General features: G+C 56.4%; 21 protein-coding genes. All 21 read right to left on the bottom strand.

The window, feature by feature from the left end; translation table 11 throughout:
- Positions 1 to 8 precede the first annotated feature (8 nt).
- Positions 9 to 3,860 (bottom strand): trifunctional MMPL family transporter/lysophospholipid acyltransferase/class I SAM-dependent methyltransferase, encoded by a 3,852-nt coding sequence (locus KK062_RS22930; protein WP_254086698.1) that lies wholly within the window; start codon positions 3,858 to 3,860, stop codon positions 9 to 11.
- A 19-nt stretch (positions 3,861 to 3,879) separates the two neighbouring features.
- Complete coding sequence (locus KK062_RS22925) at positions 3,880 to 4,239, bottom strand: DUF2062 domain-containing protein (protein ID WP_254086697.1); 360 nt, start codon at positions 4,237 to 4,239, stop codon at positions 3,880 to 3,882.
- An 11-nt stretch (positions 4,240 to 4,250) separates the two neighbouring features.
- Positions 4,251 to 5,069: a glycosyltransferase family 2 protein gene (locus KK062_RS22920; protein WP_254086696.1), complete on the bottom strand. Its 819-nt coding sequence runs from the start codon at positions 5,067 to 5,069 to the stop codon at positions 4,251 to 4,253.
- On the bottom strand, positions 5,066 to 5,434 hold the full coding sequence (locus KK062_RS22915) for an ApeI family dehydratase (RefSeq protein WP_254086695.1): 369 nt from the start codon (positions 5,432 to 5,434) through the stop codon (positions 5,066 to 5,068). Before KK062_RS22915 ends, KK062_RS22920 begins: the two co-directional genes overlap by 4 nt.
- On the bottom strand, positions 5,435 to 6,055 hold the full coding sequence (gene lolB2 / locus KK062_RS22910; RefSeq protein ID WP_254086694.1) for a flexirubin biosynthesis protein LolB2: 621 nt from the start codon (positions 6,053 to 6,055) through the stop codon (positions 5,435 to 5,437).
- Complete coding sequence (gene lolA2 / locus KK062_RS22905) at positions 6,036 to 6,686, bottom strand: flexirubin biosynthesis/transport protein LolA2 (protein WP_254086693.1); 651 nt, start codon at positions 6,684 to 6,686, stop codon at positions 6,036 to 6,038. The genes lolB2 and lolA2 overlap by 20 nt, the downstream gene beginning before the upstream one ends.
- Positions 6,679 to 7,449: a polysaccharide deacetylase family protein gene (locus KK062_RS22900; RefSeq protein WP_254086692.1), complete on the bottom strand. Its 771-nt coding sequence runs from the start codon at positions 7,447 to 7,449 to the stop codon at positions 6,679 to 6,681. The genes lolA2 and KK062_RS22900 overlap by 8 nt, the downstream gene beginning before the upstream one ends.
- Positions 7,431 to 8,507 carry a beta-ketoacyl synthase N-terminal-like domain-containing protein gene (locus tag KK062_RS22895; RefSeq protein WP_254086691.1) on the bottom strand — a complete coding sequence of 359 codons (1,077 nt, stop codon included), beginning with the start codon at positions 8,505 to 8,507 and terminating at the stop codon, positions 7,431 to 7,433. The genes KK062_RS22900 and KK062_RS22895 overlap by 19 nt, the downstream gene beginning before the upstream one ends.
- Positions 8,504 to 9,736 (bottom strand): beta-ketoacyl-[acyl-carrier-protein] synthase family protein, encoded by a 1,233-nt coding sequence (locus tag KK062_RS22890; RefSeq protein WP_254086690.1) that lies wholly within the window; start codon positions 9,734 to 9,736, stop codon positions 8,504 to 8,506. Before KK062_RS22890 ends, KK062_RS22895 begins: the two co-directional genes overlap by 4 nt.
- A gap of 3 nt (positions 9,737 to 9,739) precedes the next feature.
- Positions 9,740 to 9,997, bottom strand: a complete 258-nt coding sequence (locus KK062_RS22885; RefSeq protein WP_254086689.1) for a phosphopantetheine-binding protein — start codon at positions 9,995 to 9,997, stop codon at positions 9,740 to 9,742.
- Positions 9,985 to 10,602: a beta-ketoacyl-[acyl-carrier-protein] synthase family protein gene (locus tag KK062_RS22880; RefSeq protein ID WP_254086688.1), complete on the bottom strand. Its 618-nt coding sequence runs from the start codon at positions 10,600 to 10,602 to the stop codon at positions 9,985 to 9,987. The genes KK062_RS22885 and KK062_RS22880 overlap by 13 nt, the downstream gene beginning before the upstream one ends.
- A gap of 3 nt (positions 10,603 to 10,605) precedes the next feature.
- Complete coding sequence (locus KK062_RS22875; protein WP_254086687.1) at positions 10,606 to 11,856, bottom strand: NAD(P)/FAD-dependent oxidoreductase; 1,251 nt, start codon at positions 11,854 to 11,856, stop codon at positions 10,606 to 10,608.
- Positions 11,857 to 11,875: 19 nt separating this feature from the next.
- Positions 11,876 to 12,940, bottom strand: coding sequence for a class I SAM-dependent methyltransferase (locus tag KK062_RS22870; protein WP_254086686.1), 1,065 nt, complete (start codon positions 12,938 to 12,940; stop codon positions 11,876 to 11,878).
- Positions 12,937 to 14,076 (bottom strand): beta-ketoacyl-[acyl-carrier-protein] synthase family protein, encoded by a 1,140-nt coding sequence (locus tag KK062_RS22865; RefSeq protein WP_254086685.1) that lies wholly within the window; start codon positions 14,074 to 14,076, stop codon positions 12,937 to 12,939. The genes KK062_RS22870 and KK062_RS22865 overlap by 4 nt, the downstream gene beginning before the upstream one ends.
- Positions 14,077 to 14,078: 2 nt before the next feature.
- Complete coding sequence (locus KK062_RS22860) at positions 14,079 to 14,495, bottom strand: acyl-CoA thioesterase (protein ID WP_254086684.1); 417 nt, start codon at positions 14,493 to 14,495, stop codon at positions 14,079 to 14,081.
- A gap of 9 nt (positions 14,496 to 14,504) precedes the next feature.
- Complete coding sequence (locus KK062_RS22855) at positions 14,505 to 15,149, bottom strand: hypothetical protein (RefSeq protein WP_254086683.1); 645 nt, start codon at positions 15,147 to 15,149, stop codon at positions 14,505 to 14,507.
- On the bottom strand, positions 15,146 to 15,577 hold the full coding sequence (locus KK062_RS22850; RefSeq protein ID WP_254086682.1) for a hotdog family protein: 432 nt from the start codon (positions 15,575 to 15,577) through the stop codon (positions 15,146 to 15,148). Before KK062_RS22850 ends, KK062_RS22855 begins: the two co-directional genes overlap by 4 nt.
- Before the next feature lies 1 nt (position 15,578).
- Positions 15,579 to 16,460: a lysophospholipid acyltransferase family protein gene (locus KK062_RS22845; protein WP_254086681.1), complete on the bottom strand. Its 882-nt coding sequence runs from the start codon at positions 16,458 to 16,460 to the stop codon at positions 15,579 to 15,581.
- Positions 16,461 to 16,463: 3 nt separating this feature from the next.
- Positions 16,464 to 16,721 carry an acyl carrier protein gene (locus KK062_RS22840; RefSeq protein ID WP_254086680.1) on the bottom strand — a complete coding sequence of 86 codons (258 nt, stop codon included), beginning with the start codon at positions 16,719 to 16,721 and terminating at the stop codon, positions 16,464 to 16,466.
- 5 nt (positions 16,722 to 16,726) lie between these two features.
- On the bottom strand, positions 16,727 to 17,947 hold the full coding sequence (locus KK062_RS22835) for a beta-ketoacyl-[acyl-carrier-protein] synthase family protein (protein ID WP_254086679.1): 1,221 nt from the start codon (positions 17,945 to 17,947) through the stop codon (positions 16,727 to 16,729).
- 154 nt (positions 17,948 to 18,101) lie between these two features.
- The gene (flxB, locus tag KK062_RS22830) at positions 18,102 to 18,851 is read right to left on the bottom strand and encodes a flexirubin biosynthesis SDR family reductase FlxB (protein WP_254086678.1); all 750 of its coding nucleotides are present in this window, start codon (positions 18,849 to 18,851) and stop codon (positions 18,102 to 18,104) included.
- Positions 18,852 to 18,861 lie beyond the last annotated feature (10 nt).

Below are 18,861 nucleotides of genomic sequence, written 5' to 3'. Positions count from 1 at the left end.
AAGTTGCTCTATACTGTTGCCACGACCACGCCGGGCTTTTCGAAAACAAAAATAACATTCGAGGTAAACCGCGTCTCGTCCTGTACCACCACGCGCAGTCCGTACCGTTCGGCGAGGGCCGTCAGCGCCTTGCCGGATACAAAGTTAAGCGCTTGCTCGGCTTTGTTGAATTTCAGCAACCGCACGGAAAAGAACTCCGTGAGCCTGGTGCCGCGATGGCGCTCGGCCAGGTCGGCGTTGCCGTCGCGCACGATCAACCTTCCGCCGGGCTGTAACGCCGCAAAACACCGCACCAGTAAGATCTCCTGCGCTTCGGCGCTCAGGTAGTGCAACACGTCGCTGATGATAATGACATCGTAGGTCGCCAGATCGTATTGCGTCACATCGGCGCGGTAAAACTGCAGCCGGTCCGTGCGCAGGAATCCATGCTGGGCCACCGCGATCTTCTCCTCGTCGTAGTCCACACCGGTAATCGTTCGCCCGGGCGACATGAACTGCAACATGTAACACAAAAATCCATAACCACAGCCCAGGTCCAGCACCGTAGCCTGGCGCGGCACCAGCGCTTCAAAGGGCGCGTAGTTCTTTTCCAGGCGCAGCTTAATGCGCATATACCATTCCAGCACCGGCCCTTTGTACAGGTAGTTCAGAATGAGCTTGTAGCGGTAATAGTCGGGTGTCTCTTCCGCCGCTGCAAGGCGTTTATATTCTTCCTTGAAATAGCGGCTGATCTTCTTGGTCCGCTCGGCATATCCCGTGCCGAAGCGCGGGTCGTCAATTTCGATCGGTGGCAGGAATTCCAATGCCACATGGCAGTCGTTGAGATAATGCTCGCCCTTGGGAATGGCCACGCCCACGCCGTGCATCAGCAAGGGCTGTACCGGCAGACGCAACGCCTCGGCCATGTAAAACGCACCCTTGTGAAAACGACCGAGAGTACCGTCTGCCGAGCGTGTACCCTCGGGAAACACCACGACCGAATATCCTTCGCTAATGCGATCCTGTAAACGCGCCACGCTATCGCCCGCGCCGTCCATGACGGGGTAATAATCTGCCAGGCGTACCACCGCACCAAAGACAGGCGAGTTCCACACCCACTTGTTGGTCAGCAGCACCAGCTTGGGGTGCAGCATGGTCGTCAGGAGTATATCGAGGATCGAGCTGTGATTGCAAACGATCATGCTCGCGCGCGAGAATGTAGCCGGCGTACGGCCAATCACCTTGCGGTGGAAGCGCGGCGCCAGGTATACCAGCGAGCCGGTAAAGAACCCCAGCATGGCATGGTACAGCACACGAATCTGTTTACGCCCGAAAGGCACCAGCTTGAGCAATCCCCCCGTCACCGTCAGGAACACTGCGCCAAAGACAAAGAAGCCATAGGTAAAGAGCGTCTTGGCCATGCCCAGGAAGGTCATCGGCGTACGCCCGCGCTGCGTGCGCCGGGTAATCAATGTACGGAAAAGGAAAGGCTCCAGCGTCTGCGCCATGACAAACACACAAACAATGCCGATGATGGAGATCGCCGCGATGGAACGCAAAGCAGGGTGTTTGGCAAAAATCAATACACCCAGGCCGCAGATAGTCGTCACGGCCGACAGGAAAATAGACGTGCGCACGACGGGCATCAGCTTGCGCCCCGTGCGATACTCCTGTTGCAAGCCGTCCATGATAAAGATACTATAGTCGTCGCCCAGCCCGAAGATGAAAGTCGACACCATCACGTTGATGATGTTAAACTCGATGCCTGCCAGGGCCATGATGCCCAGGATCCAGATCCAGGTAACGAGCATCGGCACAAAGGTGATCAGCGTAAGCTCGATGCGGCCATACAGGATCAGCAGTGTTACAAACACCAGCACCGACGTAAACGTGATGATAAAATTAAAGTCGGCATGTATATACTCTACAAACAGGTTCGTCAACATCTGGCGATCCACGGCATGCGCTGGTGTGCCGGCCAGTGCCTGGTATACTTCAGGTTTCTTCTCAGGCGCCACCTGCGCCAGCGTGATGATGGTGGCTTTACCGTCTTTTTCAATGATGTAGTCGTCGAAGAACGCGGCACGGAATGGCTGCCAGGCTTCGGCTGTGAGCGGTGTATACGCGCGTGTCAGCAGCGAGTCAAACCGTTGCACCACCACGGGCGAGAATCGCAGCGCCGCCGCCTCGGCATGTACCGCCTCTTGTACCCTTGCGATGCGCCCGGCATTCCAGAATGAATGCCAGCGCTGGATCCGGATACGCTGCAACGAGTCGGACACCATCAGCAACGATACCGACGCGACCTTGCCAACCTGGCCCGTACGCCGCAAGGCTTCCAGCGGCGGCAGCGCTTGTTCGTTACGTCGCAGGGCGGCTTCGAGATTGTCGCCCTCGGCCACGACATAGAGCGAGCTGAGGGATGCCTTGTTCAACGACTCCAGCCGCTGCTGCGCCTCCCGTGTTTCGGGGCGCATAAAGTTCAGCCCGCTCATGTCACTGTTGAACTTTACCTGACCCGCAAAGTAAAAGAACACCGGCGTGAGCAGCAGGATGGCGTAGACGACATAGCGGTTGGACTCAAAGTCAAAGGCGACGATCCGCTGCACGGCATTCGGCCGCGACGATGCCAGCACATCTTCGCGCAGCAGGTGTGGCAGGAAAATCAGGGAGCACAACGCAGCGCCGATCAGGCTAAAGCCTGCAAACAAGCCAACGTCGCGCAGTACGACGGCGTTGGTGAACTGCAAGCAGAAGAACGCCAGCACCGTGGTGGTACTGCCGATCGTGAGCGGATGGGCGAGCTCGCGAATTACTTCCTCGGCATTATGCGTATGCTTGAGCGCGACCATGTAGTGCAGCGAATAGTTTACGGCAATACCCAGAATGACGGCGCCCACGGCCAACGCCAATACCGACAGCGTGCCGTGTAGTAACGCAATACAGGAAAGTGAAAAGAGCGCGCCAAAGGCGACCGGTATCATCATCAGGAACGGCACGCGCTTCTTGCGAAAGAAACCCAGGAGGACAATGATGAGCAGCCCCAGCATCAGTCCCACCGTGAGCATGGTGTCGGCCCGCAGCTGTCGTGCATTGCCGACAGCCACCACGGGGGCGCCAAAGCACGATGCCATCAGACCCGGATGCTCCTGCGCGGTCTCGTCCATCATTTCTTGCAATTGTGCCAGGAACTCGGCATTGTGCCGGGTCTCCGACGGCGGGTATACCGGCTGTAGAAAGAACAGGATGTGCCGGTGGTCGCGCGTCATGATAAAGTTATCGTACAGCTCGTAGTTCTCGTCGTACTGCAGCCGCTGCAATTTCTTCAGCACCAGGAATGAAAAACCCAGCGGGTCCTGCTGAATGACTTGCTTCGTCACGATACCCGACGGCGAGATCAGCTGGCGGTAGTTATTTTGTAACACCCGGCGCGCGACGTCAGGTTGCGAGATCGAGTCGAGGTGGCGGTAGTCGGCCTCTTCCAGGAAGACGGGCAACCCCTGGGGTATGGCATGAAACAGGTCCAGGATGCGGCTGTCGTCTACGCGTGCTGACACGTGTTTTACAAACGGGGTGAGCTTCGTTTCAATGCGGCCGGCCAGCGTGTCGGCAAAGACCACGAGGCTGTCGGGCTGGGCCTGGGTGGCACTGTCGCGCACCGAGACCATCACCACGATGCGTTCGACGAATTTCGAATGTTGGAAGATGTAGTTTATCTTTTCCACGCGTGGGTCATTGGGCAGGAACTGCGTGATGTCCTCCTCCAGCTCCAGGCGCAGGGCGCCTGCACCGAGCAGGGCAATGGTGCCTGCGAAGACCAACCAGAACGCGGTACGGCGAAGTTTGAAAAACCGGTAAAGCGATAAGAAAAGCTGCTCCATCTGAACCCGCAAATATACCCTATTTCTCAGACCGTCGCATGCGAAGTACCTTAACCAGTACAAACGTTAATAATCCCGAAACAAGGGCTGCCGCGACGGCGAGCGTGGTCGCACCCAACACATATTGCAGGAAGCTATTGTGCAGTTGCGCGAAATCGATGTCGCGGCTAAAGCGAATGTACTGCGCGCGGTCGCCCATCCAGATGCGCCCCGTAAGGTGACTGAGAAACAGGATCAGCGGGATCATGGGCGGTATGCTGATGTTGGCCGTCAGGATCACCAGTGCTTTATTCAGCCGCAAGGCAAACGCCAACGCGATGGCCAGGATCAGCTGAAAGCCCCATAGCGGCACAATGCCCATAAAAATCCCCACTGCCACCGACGCGGCTTTTACGCCGGCCGATTCCCGGGGGTCAAAGAGCTGGGTGTGGACTTCCCGGAGGACTTGCCTGAAGTTTTTTTTTTAAGTCCCCGGAAGAGGTCGCGGGGTTTGATATACAGCAGGGTGATGGTGACCAGCACCGTATTGAGCACACTGATGCGCGAGAAATCGCGGAAGGGTCGAAAATGCGTGATCCGTTTTTCCTTCTCCGGGTAGAACACTTTTACCGGTACCTCCGTCACTTCCAATCCCGCCCAGGCGGCCCGTACCAATACTTCAATCTCGAACTCGTATTTACGGGTAAAGAAGGTAAAGTCACGCAACGCCTTTACGGGGTATAGCCGGTATCCGCTTTGCGTATCACGCATCGTCAGGCCCGTTTCAAACTTATACCAGAAGTTGGAGAACTTGTTGCCAAAGCTGCTTTTGCCCGGCACGCTGGCCTGATCCATGTTGCGCGCGCCGATGATAATGGCATTGGGCGACGTCTTCAGTTTTTCCAGAAATACCGGCAGGTCGTCGGCATAGTGCTGCCCGTCGGAGTCGATGGTAATGGCATAGTCATACCCCAGTGCCACGGCCTTCGCAAAGCCCTGGCGTAGCGCATAACCCTTGCCGCGGTTCTGTACATAATCCACCAGGGCTATCTGTGGGTACCGTTCGGCCAGCATCTCGCGCGTGCCGTCCGTGGCGCCGTCATTCACCACCACCACATGCCGCGTATACTGCAGTACGTCGTGCAACACGCGCGCCAGCGGTATGGCGTTGTTATAGGTGGGAATCAGCACGCATACGTTGTGCTGCTCGAATGCGGCGTCCATCGTCATGCGGCCGGGGATAAAGTGCCTTTGAATTTAAAGAAGATGACTGCGCCCGCCGACAAGCTACCGTCAACAATATAAAGACCGTCGGTCAGGGTATAGGATACCGTCACCACCACTTCACCATGCTCGGTGGGATTCAGGATCGAGAGAAATTTCATGTTATCGGCCGTCGTGATCTGCAGCGGCGCGCCGACGCCTTGCTCCACAAACTCGCGCACGATCTGCATCATGCATACACCCGGCACGACAGGCTGCCCCGGAAAGTGCCCGTCAAAAATACGGTGGCTCGCGTCGAGCGTAATCACCGCGCGCGCCGAAGTCGGCGTCAGGTCCTTTGTTACAATGCGGTAAAAATTATGCTGCAGCATTCAGGGGCGTTCTAGTTTCCGGAGGCCGATCGTCATGGGAAACGTGTGGTGATGAACGAGGATGGAATCAGGCAGCATGGCATTGTTACCTATCCGTTCAATCGTCACCTTGCGTTTACGCCGCGAGCCGATTTCCAGCCTCCGCAAAGAAGCACAATCCGGCGCGGTTATAAAATACGCGGTTTCCTTTTTTTGGGCTACGCCATAATAAACCGCGTCTCCCTCCTTCCAGGCTTGCCACGCCCCGTTCCGGAACGGCAGTCCCAGCACTAGCGCAAAGTCTTTGCGCAGTGTTTCGATCACGGGCTTTTTGTTAAGCTTCTGGATCACCTGCCGGGCGGTGAAACTACCGTCGGCGGCAAAGGAAAAGTCGAAGAAGGTAACACCGGCTTCGTTGGTAAAAACAATACGTGTAGAAGAGTCGGACATTTGCTTGACCAGGAGCAGCCCGCTGATGTGTTTGCCATAAACATCCACCGCCGTAGTATACCATGCAGTACCCAACCCCTGCGGTGCCAGGCGCGTCGCGCATGCCGGATCGACGGTGACGGACGTCAGTCCCTCGTAGGCCGAGGCACAGCCCCCCAGTAACAGCAGCAGACTATAACGCAAATACCTCATCGGCCACAGCAGCGTTAAGCATTTTGTTGGTGAACGTAATCGTGGTCACATCACCCGCAGGCTCGTTCATTTCAATGGACCTGACCGAATAGTCCTTCTTGTCTACCACCAGCACAATGGTCTTAAAAAACTCTTTGAGTGACTTGCCGGCCGGCGTCATTTCCAGCAGGTATTGTTTGTCGCTCTCAAAAACACGCGAGGTAAAATCTTTGCTATCAAGGATGGTACCCTGCACACAGTCGATCATAATGCGGTTCACTTGCTGGAAGAGCTTATTGGAGCGCACGTTGATGCGGTTCTCCTTTTGCTCGTCGCGTACCAGCATCTTGTCGCCGTTCATCACCATGCGGTACGTAAACGGCTTGGTATAGTCGATGCGCACGCGGTTGCTGCGTTTAAACCAGAACTTGCCATACGAGGTGATCTTCTCCGTCAGTGCGGTCAGAACTTTTTCCTGCGTGAAGTCGGCCGTAATAGTCTGCACCTTCTGCGACTCAGTAGCAAACCGCTGCTTAAACGCGGGCAGGTCTGTCACGGGCTTATAACCGGCATATTGTTGCGCTTGCGCAGTACCGGCGATCAGGACAAAACATATCCAGACCAGTACGCCAAACTTTCGATTGTTATTCATAGGCTTTTTCTTGCAGTAATTCATCTACCCGTACAACTTTCAAACCAAGTTTGGCCACGTGGTCCAGGAACGCCGGCAGCACGTCCAGCATGCTGTCGCTGTAATCATGAAACAACACAATGTCGCCGCCTTTCAACGAGCGCGTGATGCGCTGGAACAACTTGTCGCGGTCCTTTATAACCGTATCAAACGACCGCACGCTCCATCCTATCACAGTATAGTTGCCGCGCCGCACGGCCCGGGCCACCATCGGGTTCGTTACACCGTACGGCGGCCGGAAGAACCGGGGTTTGCGCCCGAGAATGGTCGCCAGGGCTGCGTCTGTCTGCTGCAGCTCGGTAGCGACGGCACCTGCAGTTTGTAGGTCAAAGGTCTTGCTATGCCAGTAACTGTGATTGCCCAGCAAATGCCCGCCGGCGTGGATAGCATTCACCAACTGGGGGCTAGCCGCCGCGCGGTGGCCAATGCAAAAGAACGCAGCGGGTATGCCTCGCGCTGCTAACAACGCCAGGATCTTCTCAGTCTTATCCGGAATGGGGCCATCGTCAAACGTCAGCGCAATAGCATCGGTGCGGACACCGCGCGAACGAACCGGCACAAAGTATTGCAGCGACAGCACCGTGGCGCCCAGGGAGCTGACCGATAAATATACCACCACGACCAACACATACCACCAAATCGATACCGGCTGTTGTATAGCCAACAGCGCCAGCCCCAGCAGGATCAAAACAGCGAGCAGATCAACTATGCGGTAGCGCGGCATGACCGGAGTAATACAAGGCTATAATGCGTACCAAAATACTGGTTAAACACCAGCACGTACCGCGGGGTGCGCCCGGCATCTACCTGTAACACACCTTCCGGCACACGGCCTGCGCGAAGTATGTCGGCTCCCAGCCAACACGCGAACGCTGTGGCTACCGGGTACTCACCACACAGGTGTTTATAAAAACCGCGCGAGCTGCCGCCAAACGATGTACGGCAAAGCTCTGCCAGCAAAGCATCATCTTGCGACGCGCCACCGGCACCGGCCAGCACGACATCTACATCCGTCGCCGTGATACCGGCAGACGCGAGAAATTGTTCTACGCGACGCTGCAATACCACCTGCGACGGTTTATAGAATGTTTCTATACCCTCTACAGTGGCCACGTCCGTTGCCGACGGTACGCCGGCCAACAGAAAACACGCAGCTCCTTCGCCGTGCAGCACACCACCTCCTTCTTTGAACATCCTCAGGCTGCGCACGCCGTCTTCACGGAATACGCCAAAACGTTTCCAAAGAGCGTGACTGACGTCGGTGACCTCATCGACGCCACCGGCCAGCAGCGTGCGGGAAGGGTCTTCCTTTACGTGCAGCACCGCATCGAGCAGCGCATGCTCGAACGAGAATGCACCTTGTGTAAAGGTTTGATTATAGGCCTGGCAGCCGAGCAACAAGGCGAGCTGCGAGCCAATGGTGTTATGGGTCGATTGAATGAACGGCGTGGGGTTCAGCGCCTCTTCGCGAAGCGTCACCATCTTGGTCATAAAGCTGCCGGTATCTTCCATGCAGCCATAGCCGGTACCCATGACAATACCGCCCGGCATAGGCACCTGCGCTTCGCGCAAGGCCATCATGCCCGCCGTAACGCCGAGACGAATAATGCGGCTCATGCGGCGCAACTGCCGCGGGTCGATCCACTCCTCGTATACTGGCTCCTGGCAAACAAGACGCGCGCCGGCCGGTGCCGTCGCCAGATCGTCTGCGGAGCGCCAGGGAGCGATCGAGCCCATGCCGCGGATGTAGACGCGCGGGGTGTTGTTTCCGGTTGTCGTCATACGCGGTCGGGTGAAGTGGAAAAGATGATGGAAGAACAGTTGCCGCCAAAGCCAAACGAGTTGCTCATGACGTGACGCACCGCTGCAGGGGCAAACGTGCGCTGCGGTGTTATACCCGTTTCGGGCATGGTCTGCTCAAAGCGCAGGTTGGGAAATATACATTGTTCGGTCAGCGCCAATACCGAGAACACGGCTTCGATGCCGCCACTCGCGCCCAACGTGTGCCCGGTAAAAGCCTTGGTCGAGCTTACGGCAGGCACATGGTCGCCGAATAAACGCTGAATGGCGGTACTTTCCGAAAGATCGTTGTTGACCGTACCGGTACCATGCAGGTTGATATAGTCAATCGCTTCCACCGACAGCCCGGCCATAGTAAGGGCTTCGGTCATGGCCGCATACGAGCCGCGTCCCTCGGGCGAAGAGGCAGTTTGATGATACGCATCGTTGGTGTTGCCAAAGCCCGCCACTGTGGCCAGCACGGGCCGCTGCAACTGCCGGCGTACACGCTCGCCGACGAGTACGACGTAGCCCGCGCCCTCACCCAGGTTGAGACCGTTGCGACTTGCATCGAAGGGGCGACAGGGTGCCGTGTCTAAGATCTTGAGACTGTTAAAACCGTTCAGGGTAAATTTAGTCAGCGCATCCGCGCCGCCGGCCACCACGACATCCAGCATGCCCTGCGCCAGCAGCCGCGCGCCATACATGATGGCGTTGACGGAGGACGAGCACGCGGTATTGATGGTGGAGATAAAGTTGCCGATCTGCAGATCCTCCGCCATCAGCTCCGTGATGTCGCCACAGGCGTGGTGCACCACGTCGCGCAAATGACCGGCGTTGGCATTTTCTAAAAAGGCAGGAAAAAAGCGCTCCGTGCGGTCCATGCCGCCGACGGTCGTGGCCGAGATCAATCCACACCGCCAGGCAGCCAGATCGATTCCCGCGTGGTCTACCGCTTGCCGTGCCGCAGCCATGCCCAACAAGGCCGTACGCGGGGGGGAAACAGTGTGAGTGTGAGCGTGAGAGCGAAGATTGAGGCGCTCTGCGAGCGCTTCATTCGAAAGCGACACTTCGCCGACGGGCAATACGTCCTGGTAAAGGGAAGAGAATAACGTCAGGGGGCCGATGCCGGAAGTGCCTTGTTGCAGTGCGCGCAGCGTCTCGCCGGTGGTGTGCCCGATTGCCGAGATCACCCCTACGCCCGCCACGTACACCTGCTGGCCCTGTACCATGGGCTACGCCGGTTTGTTGGCCGTAATAAATTCGGCGATGGTACGCACCGAGCGAAAGATCTTGGGACCGTCCTGCGGATTGTCAATCTTCACTTTGTATTGCTGCTGCAGCAACACGATCAGCTCGAGCGCGTCAATAGAGTCCAACCCCAGGCCCTCGCCGAACAGCGGCTGATCGTCGCCAATCTCTGCCGGCGTCAGATGCTTCAGGTTCAACGCTTCAATGATCTGTCTCTTCAGATCGGCCATCAATTGTTCCATAGTCCTGTATAAAGGGTGTTTAATTGCTCCGCTGTATGCGCCCGGGCAAGGCCCCGGCGCGAATGTTCCGCCAAATATAAGAAAACATCGTGGTGCTCGCCCATGACCTCTACCCAACCGGCCACACATGCCTGCGCGCCCGGTTGTGCCAGCACCAGGTCGACATAACCCGCCACCTGCGCGGCGTCAAACGCCGGCGTCACAAAGAACGCATTCTCGCCTTTCAGGCCATGCCGGATGCACAGCTCGCCCGCCACGATGTTGGGCAGCGTGTATACAAATAACGCCGGACTGGGCACCGCACGGCTGGCCGCCTGGTACTGGGCATCGGTGGCGAGGCTCGCATGCGCGTTGGACAACACCAGCGACACAGCGTCGGGGGGATACGCTGCCAGTGGCTTATCCGCCAGCAACACTTCTGCCGCCAGGAATCCAAGCTTTGACAGCGGGTCCATTTTGTAAAACTTCGGGTAGTCGCTTTTTAAGGCCGCATAGGCCTGGAGTAAAAACTCCGGCAACGCCAGCGACGCATCCTGGTACTGTATAGTGCCGTTGCGTGTCAGGGTCTGCGCCCGTATGCTGGCCGTGGCGGTGATGAAAGCCATACGTTAGTTAAGCGACATAAGCCTTTGTTGCAGATCGATCAGCTTCGCGAGCCGCTCCAGCGAACCGCGGTGATCGCGTACAAAGGGATTCTCCTCATCCCACACGTATCCGGCCAGCACGGAGCAGATCTGAGCTTTGATGCGCGGATCGGGATTCTTCGAGAAAAATATCTTCTCCAGCGTGCCGTCGTACCACGCCATGACATACGTACGGAATGTATCGACGCCTTGCTGCAACACGCCCGTGTACTCTTTCTCCCAGTCTACCGCTTCGCCTTTCAGCTTGCGAACGGCGAGTGTCGCCGCGCGATGACTGGACACCGTTGCGAACATCACACCCGACGAAAAGATGGGGTCGAGGAACTCCGTGACATTGCCGGTCAATACATACCCCTTGCCGAAGAACGACGTGGTCGTGCCTGACCAGGCCTCGAGCTTACGCGGCTCAAACACCCAGGGAGCATCGCCAAAGCGTTTCTGCAAATAGGGATGTGCCTGGATCAACGTTTTATATTGGGTAGCCAGATCACCCGGAGTGGAATGAAAGAAATCAAAGCTGCCGACAAAGCCCATCGACGTAACCGTGGGCGACACGGGTATGATCCACACCCATACGCCCGGTGCATACATCACCACGACGATGCGGTTGGGCTCGTCGAACTCGTGGCGGTGTATATCGTGTACATGCGCGAAGACCGCTTTGCGTGGATCGAGGGACGACGGTTTGTCGAGGTTAAACAACCGGGGAATGACGCGGCCGTAGCCGCTGGCGTCAATCACAAAGCGGGCGGAGAGTTGTTCGGTGGAACCGTCGGCATGGGTCACCGTCGTCACGCTGCTTTCGTCGTCGCGGAAGGTAATGCCCGTAACGGTAGTCTCAAACGATACGGGGACACCGCGGCGTTGCACTTCTGCGATCAGCGTCTGATCGAAGTCTGCGCGCGGTACCTGCCAGGTCCAGGTCCAGCCCTGGGTAAATTGTTCGGTAAAGTTAAAGTCGAAGATGTCCTCGCCACGCATAAACTTGGCGCCAAACTTCTGTTGAAAGTTCTTTGCCTTGACGGCGTCCAGCAGTCCGGCATCTTCCAATACTTCCATGCAGCGCGGCAGCAGGCTTTCGCCGATCACAAACCGTGGAAACTTCTCTCGTTCCACTACGCGCACCGAAAGGCCCGCCTTCTGCACCATGGCCGCAGCGATACTCCCCGCCGGGCCGGCGCCAATGACTAATACATCAATTTGCTCTGTATTCATGACGATCAAAAAAAACTATTTATACAGCCTCGCAGGTAAGCAGCGTATGGCTTACACCGATCAGGTTCTCGTGGGTCGTAACACGAAATCCGGCGTCTTCTATACAGCGGGTAAATATACCGGAGTGATACATCTGGCTGTTGCCGTTGGCAATGGCCGTAAAATAAAGCGACGTTTGCTGCAGCGAGAACGCCGACGCCTGAAAGCGCTGGTTGTTCCAGAATGGCTCGAGAATAAATACCTTGCCCGTCGGCGACAATGCCAGTCTGCAGCGGCGCAGGATCGACCGGATCTGGTCTTCCGAAAAACAGTCGAGAAACTGACTCATCCAGATCACATCGAACTGTCCTGCTATCTGCTGTTGCTCATCGAGAATATTCGCCTCCTGAAACCGCACACGATCGGCAAAGCCTTTGGCCGCGATGTTTGCACGTGCCATCTCTACCTGCCCGGGCAGGTCCATGATCGTGACCGTGACGTTGGGATCGTATTCAAAACACGCCGTGGCCCACTTGCCCGTATTACCGCCGATGTCGAGCAGCGTTTTGGGCTGATGCTGGAATACCGTAGCCTGTACTTCGGGAAATGCAAAGTCCGAGTAAAAGTGATCGAAGGCAAACCAGCTTTTCTTCGCCTGCCCCGGCAGCTTGGACAGGCCCTCGTAGATCGTTGACCATTCACCCAATACTTTTAGTCCGACAGGCTTTTGCTCGCGGATGCTTTCTTCCAGAAAAAACATGGCGTTATAGCACACGTCGTGTGTGAAGTCCATGTTGACGCGCGTCAGCGTATCGTGCAGGATAAACGACGTTGTTTTGGTCGTGCGGTAGCGGTCGTCGCGAAACGTTACCAATCCAATGCCCAGGCCAGCTTCCAGCAGCACGCGCACGCCATATACCGGCAGTTGCACGCGGGCCACCACCTCGTCCTGGGTCATGCCGTCGGGACTGTCCTCAATGGCCTGTAGTATTCCGCTGTCGCGCAGCACGCGCGTGGCCTGAAATACAACGGGCGCAAAAGCGATCCACTGGGCCTTCTCGATGGCTTGCAACGCCGTGAGCTTGTCGGTCTCAAAAAAATTCATGATGGGTTGGTTTCTTTTTCTAGTACAAGGGCCGCATTGCAGCCGCCGAAGCCGGAAGCTGTCTTGAGAATGCGTTTGCCTGATAGGGGCTTTAGCGTCGCGCTGACTTGGAGAGGTCGCGATACACCCAGCGTCGCGAAGCCGAAGGTTGGCAGCATCTCGCCGTGATGCAGGCTTTGCGCCGCCACGATTGTTTCCAGTACGCCCGCCGCCCCGAGCGTGTGGCCGTAATATCCTTTGAGACTGTTGACCGGCATCGCCGCGAGGCCCGCCAGATCAAAGGCCTTCGCTTCCATTTCGTCGTTATAGACGGTCGCCGTACCATGCGCATACACGGCGTCGATATCGCCGGGTGTCAGGGTAGACGCTTGCAGCGCCTGTCCGATGGCCTGCGCCAACTCCTGCCCTGTACGCGACGGTCCCGAAATGTGGTTGGCATCGTTGCTCACGCCGGCGCCCCGCAGTCGAACCCGCTCCCCTGTCGCCAGGCGGGGGTCTGTTGTCAATACCATGACCGCCGCAGCCTCGCCCAGGTTGATGCCCGTGCGGTGCGCATCGAACGGCCGGCAAGGGCCTGCGCTCAGGGCGTGCAAACTGCGAAAGCCCGACACCACAAAACGGCTCAGTACATCCGCGCCTAAAACAACGGCATGGTCGTACGCGCCGGTCTCCAAATACCGCTTCGCGACGATCAGTGCCAGTACACCCGAGATACACGCGTTGGATACAACCAGTGAATGTTGCAGGCCAACGGCGTGCGCCAGGTACGTGGCCGTTTCATGCAAGGGCAGCCGCGGCAGCTCCTGCCCCAGCTGGTCGATGTTGCCTTTGGTGGTCGAGAGTATAAATATTGTTTTTTCGGACGGCAGTGCTTTGTCCGCCAGCGTCTGGCGCAAGGCCAGCAAGCTCATGCGCTCGAAGCGACTCTGGCCGTTGGCCGCCGGCAGCGATTTGACAGCCGCGGCATACACCGCTTCGTCCCACCACATACCCGCCTCCTGTAAGCTCACGCCGGATACTCCCTGCCGCAGCAGGGTATAGTTCTCCGCTGTAGTATACCCAAGCGGAGACACAATGGTATCGGCGATCGACCACACTGCGCGTAGCGCTATTTTTTCGTTCGCTCCCGCACTCACACTCACTCTGGTTTCATCCAGCGGTTACGCCACGACTCGAAGAACGATGGCATGACGTACTGCAGACCGAACGTCTTTACATCGACAAATACTTGTACCGTCGATCCCACCGCCACCACATCGCGGCTAATCGACTCAAACATTTTATAAGAGAAATGTAGCTTGGCCGCAGCGACCGGCTCATAGGTAGTCTCGACGATCACCGTGTTGCCATAGCGCAACGGCTTTTTATAGTCGCACTGTACGGACACTACCGGCACAGCCAGGCCCTGATGGAAGAAGTCGAGGTAGGATATACCATACTTCTTACCAAAGGCCTCGCGGCCATCTTCAAAATAGCGCAGGTAGTGGCCGTGCCAGACAATGCCCAGCGGGTCGGCCTCGTTAAACCGTACGGTGACTTCGGTTTCGTGGGTCATTATTTTCTATCAGGCGCGGAAATATTTTTTACGCCACATCTCGAATTCCTTCTTCTTGATTTTCTCCATCACAGCGTAAAGGGCGCCGGCCCAGTAGTTGCGTACACCAAAGCCCTTCGGCGCGGCCGTCATGCGTTCGGTAAACAAGATCTGACGGCTTTTCATGTCAATAAAGGTCACCCACATGGACGCCTCACCATTCAGCTTGCTGAAACTTTCGATGTTAAACATCAGGCCGATACCGGGATTCTTTTTATAGTCGTACTTCGAGACTATACCGCCCACCTGCTCACGCGAGAGGTGCAGATAATCTTTTTCGGCGTTGGAGTACAAGGCCAGCACATCCAGCTCCTGGTTGTGATCTTTTGTGACATCGGTTGCCGTCTCCACTGCGTCGCGGCCTATCATGCCGGGTATATCATATTTATCTTTTTCTGTCAGCACCAGGTCGTTCCAGGCTTCCAGCAAATGGCGGATATCGGACTCTGACCCGAGCTTCTCGCGGTCGCCGATAAATTTCGCTTGTGAAAAATCAAAGCCCAGCCAGGTAATCTTTACCTCGGGACGAAAAACGTCGCTGCGGTCCTGGGCGCACAGAGTGCCCGTTGCCAGCAGAAATACAAACAGGAATGAAAAGGGGTTGCGTTGTTTCATGATCGTGTTTCCAGTTTAGCCAGTATTTTCATTTCGCAGGAGCATAACACCCGGTCTCCTTGCGTGATCTCGCCGCGGGCCACGGTAAAGTCCATTACTTTATGCAGTATTCGTACGGATGTAGTGATCTGAGAGTTTTGCAGCGGCAGTGCGGCAATCTGCAGGTCTTTGACCGCTGCAATATAACCCACCGGCACCGGAATGTTGTTTTGCGCGCAGTAATAGCCGATTTGCGCAGCCGCCGTTTGGGCAATATTCTCCACCAGCCCCGGCGCCTCCAGCCGTCCCCCCCACACAAAGATGTTGTCGGGCTCGACCTGAAGGCGTGTTACAACCCGGTCGGCATCGGCCTCCACCAGGTCGTGGATCATCACGATCGGCGCGCGCTGCGGTATATACCGGGTTATGTCTTCTTTGGTGGCCAGCATGTCATTTATACCAAAAGTTATAATAATTAAACCACTGTTCGGGGTACTGCCTCAGCTTTTGTTCCACGTCGCCGACAAAAGCACGCATGAGCCGCTCGGTAAATTCTTCCTTCGGCTCCCCACCGCGTTGATACAGCGGACTGCCAAAGAAATGATAATGCCGCGCGCTTTCTTTAAAAGCAAACACGAGCGACACGGGCACGCGAAAGCCCGCGGCCAGCTGGAACGGGCCCTGTGGAAACAAAGCTTCGCCGCCCAGGAAAGGCAATCCCAGGGTTTTATTCCCTTCCAGAAAACGGTCGGCATGCAGGCACACCAGCTCGTTCTTTTGCAAGGCCTCACCGATGGCGTACACATGCGACATGTCTTCGCCAATAACGATTACGCGAAAATTGTGCCCGCCCGTAACGGACTCCAGATATTGTTTGATCTGCTGGTGCTCGCCGTCGTACATCACCACGTTGACACGTGTTTGCAGGCGCCGCAGCAAATGACCGGCAGCTTCCCAGTTGCCGACATGGGCGCTCAGCAAGATCCCACCCTTGCCCTGGGCCACGATGGCCCGTAGATTGTCTTCGCCGTCGAAATCGTACGTAAAGGTATCGCGGTCTATACCGGCCATCACCATCACCTTATCCAGCAAGGTCTGACCAAACACATAGTAATTGCGATAAATGCGAAAAAACGCTGACACGCGCCCGATTCCCAGGCGGCGGAAATAGCGGTATATATGCCCCGAAGAGGTCCAGGAAAACAAGAAGTAATAACCGGCCACAAACCGCAGAATGAAATATGCAGGATAGATGCCCAGGTGGCGGCAGACAAAAAAGAAGATTCTGTACCCCAGCGTGGTGCCGCGGGACTTACCCTGCCATTGCGGCATAGATTACGATGTTACCTTCTGCGCTACGCGATTGGTCACGTAGTCGTAAAAGTTCTGGAAGGTGACGATCGATACAAAGTCTTCAGGCTTTACTTTAAAACCAAAGTTACTTTCTATCACCACCACCAGGTCGATGTAGTCAAGGCTGTCCAGCTCCAGGGTCTCGCGCAGGTTTGCTTCCGGCGAGATCTTTCCAGGGTCTACCTCAAATTCCTCTACCAGAAAACCGTTAATCTTCTCAATAATAGCTGCCGTGTTCATTGCGGTTACTTCCACTTTTTAACAATCAAAGTCGAGTTTGTTCCTCCAAAGCCGAAAGAATTAGACAAAAATACGTCAATATTTTTATCCAGGGTCTTCGCGATAATATTCAGACGCGCAGAATCTTCATCTGGCGTTTCAAAGTTGATATTGGGTGCGATAAAGGAGTTTTCCATCATCTGCATGCAGTACACAATCTCGCTGGCGCCCGCCATCCAGCACTCATGGCCGGTCATCGACTTGGTGGAGCTCACCGGCGTGTGCTCGGCGCCAAATACATCGAAGATCGCCTTCGCCTCGCTGGCATCGCCTGCGGGTGTGGACGTAGCGTGAGCATTGATATAGTCGATCTCGGCAGCACGTAACCCCGAGCTCTTCATGGCCATCGTGAGCGAACGCGCCGGACCCTGTACCGTAGGATTGGAAATGTGCTCGCCGTTGGACGAGAACCCATATCCGATAACTTCGCCGAGGATCTTGGCGCCGCGCTTTTGCGCCGACTCCAGGCTCTCGAGTATCACCGTCGCCGCGCCACCACTCGGCACAAGGCCGTCGCGATTGCGATCAAAGGGCCGTGATGCTGTCGCGGGGTTATCTTCGCGTATCGAAAAGGCTCCCAGGGCATCAAAATTACCCATGGAGTAAACATTCATCTCTTGTGCACCGCCGCAGACAATGCAGTCCTGCATACCATTGCGAATAAACATGGCCGCCAACCCGATGGCATGCGAGCCACTGGCGCACGCCGCGCTCACCGTAAAGTTGATGCCCTTCAGACGAAAAATGGTCGCCAGGTTCATGTTAACCGTCGAGTTCAGCGACTGGAACACCGACCCCGAGCCTACCAGCATGGTGTCTTTCTTCTCGCGGATAATGTCGGTCGCTTCCACCACCGCCTGCGCCGAGCTATCGTTGCCATAGATCACACCCACTTCGTGCCGATCCATATAGTCCTGTGTCAAGCCCGCGTGCCGCAGCGCCTCTACAGTAGCCATGTAGGCGTATTCGCCCTGCTCGGGCAGCATAATGCGGGCGCGTCGGTCGAGCACACCCTTCAGCACCGGACGCTCTACAAACCCGGTCAATCCCGAACGGTATCCCATCTCCTTGCGCTTGGGGTCGAGCACAATGCCCGATTTGCCCTGGAACAGCGAATCCCGGACTTCGTCCAGGCTTTTGCCGATACAGGAATAAACACCTAATCCAGTTATAACAACTCTGCTCATGTAATGTTAAAAATCGTGCGTTTTAGCGCCTTTCGTCACCGCCGCGTACCAGTCAAACCGCAAAAGTAAGGTTTTAATCTTGAATAGCACGGACCTGTAACCCAGGCACGTAAGATTTCGAAACGAACAGTTTTTTTTCGCTGGGATACAGTCGTTAGGAATACAGCCCGCCGTTGATGGACAGCACCGTGCCCGTGATGTAGGAAGCGCCCGGCGACGCCAGAAAAGCCACGGCGTGGGCTACTTCCTCCGGCTCGCCAAACCGCTGCATGGGAATAAGCTTTTTCAGCTCGGCTTCCGGTAAATCTTGCGTCATGTCAGTTTTAATAAAACCGGGCGCCACCGCATTCACGGTAACATTGCGCCGCGCTGTTTCCTGCGCCAGCGCCTTGGTCGCGCCGATTACGCCGGCCTTGGCCGCCGAATAATTGGTCTGCCCCGGCATACCCTTGATGCCCGACAGCGATACAACGTTTACAATCCGTCCATATCGCTTGGCGAGCATACTCGTGAGCACCTGGCGTGTCACCTGAAAAAAGCCGCCCAGGCTTGAGCCCAGCACCCCGTCCCACTGCTCCTGCGTCATCCAGATCATCATGGCGTCCTGACGAATGCCGGCGTTGTTGACCAGCACCTCGATAGCCTTGTCGGGGTTCTTCTCCACCCAGCCGCCAAACACCTGCTCGACGGCAACTTTATCGGACACGTCGAACTTCATGAGCTCGGCGCGTACATTTTTAGCTTCGACCAGCGCGCGCGTATTCTCGGCCTCCGCGTCGTTGCTTTTATAATTGATCAGGATATTATACCCTTGCTCGGCGAGTCGTACGCAGATCGCCCGGCCAATGCCGCGCGAGCCGCCTGTCACCATGGCATACTTGGATGTAGAGGGGGTGGTGGACATACTGTGAGAA

The organism is Dawidia cretensis (assembly GCF_018598175.1).
Lineage (GTDB): Bacteria > Bacteroidota > Bacteroidia > Cytophagales > Cyclobacteriaceae > Ohtaekwangia > Ohtaekwangia cretensis.
The sequence above is the reverse complement of the archived record's forward strand: the minus strand, read 5'-3'. Positions and strand labels throughout refer to the sequence as shown.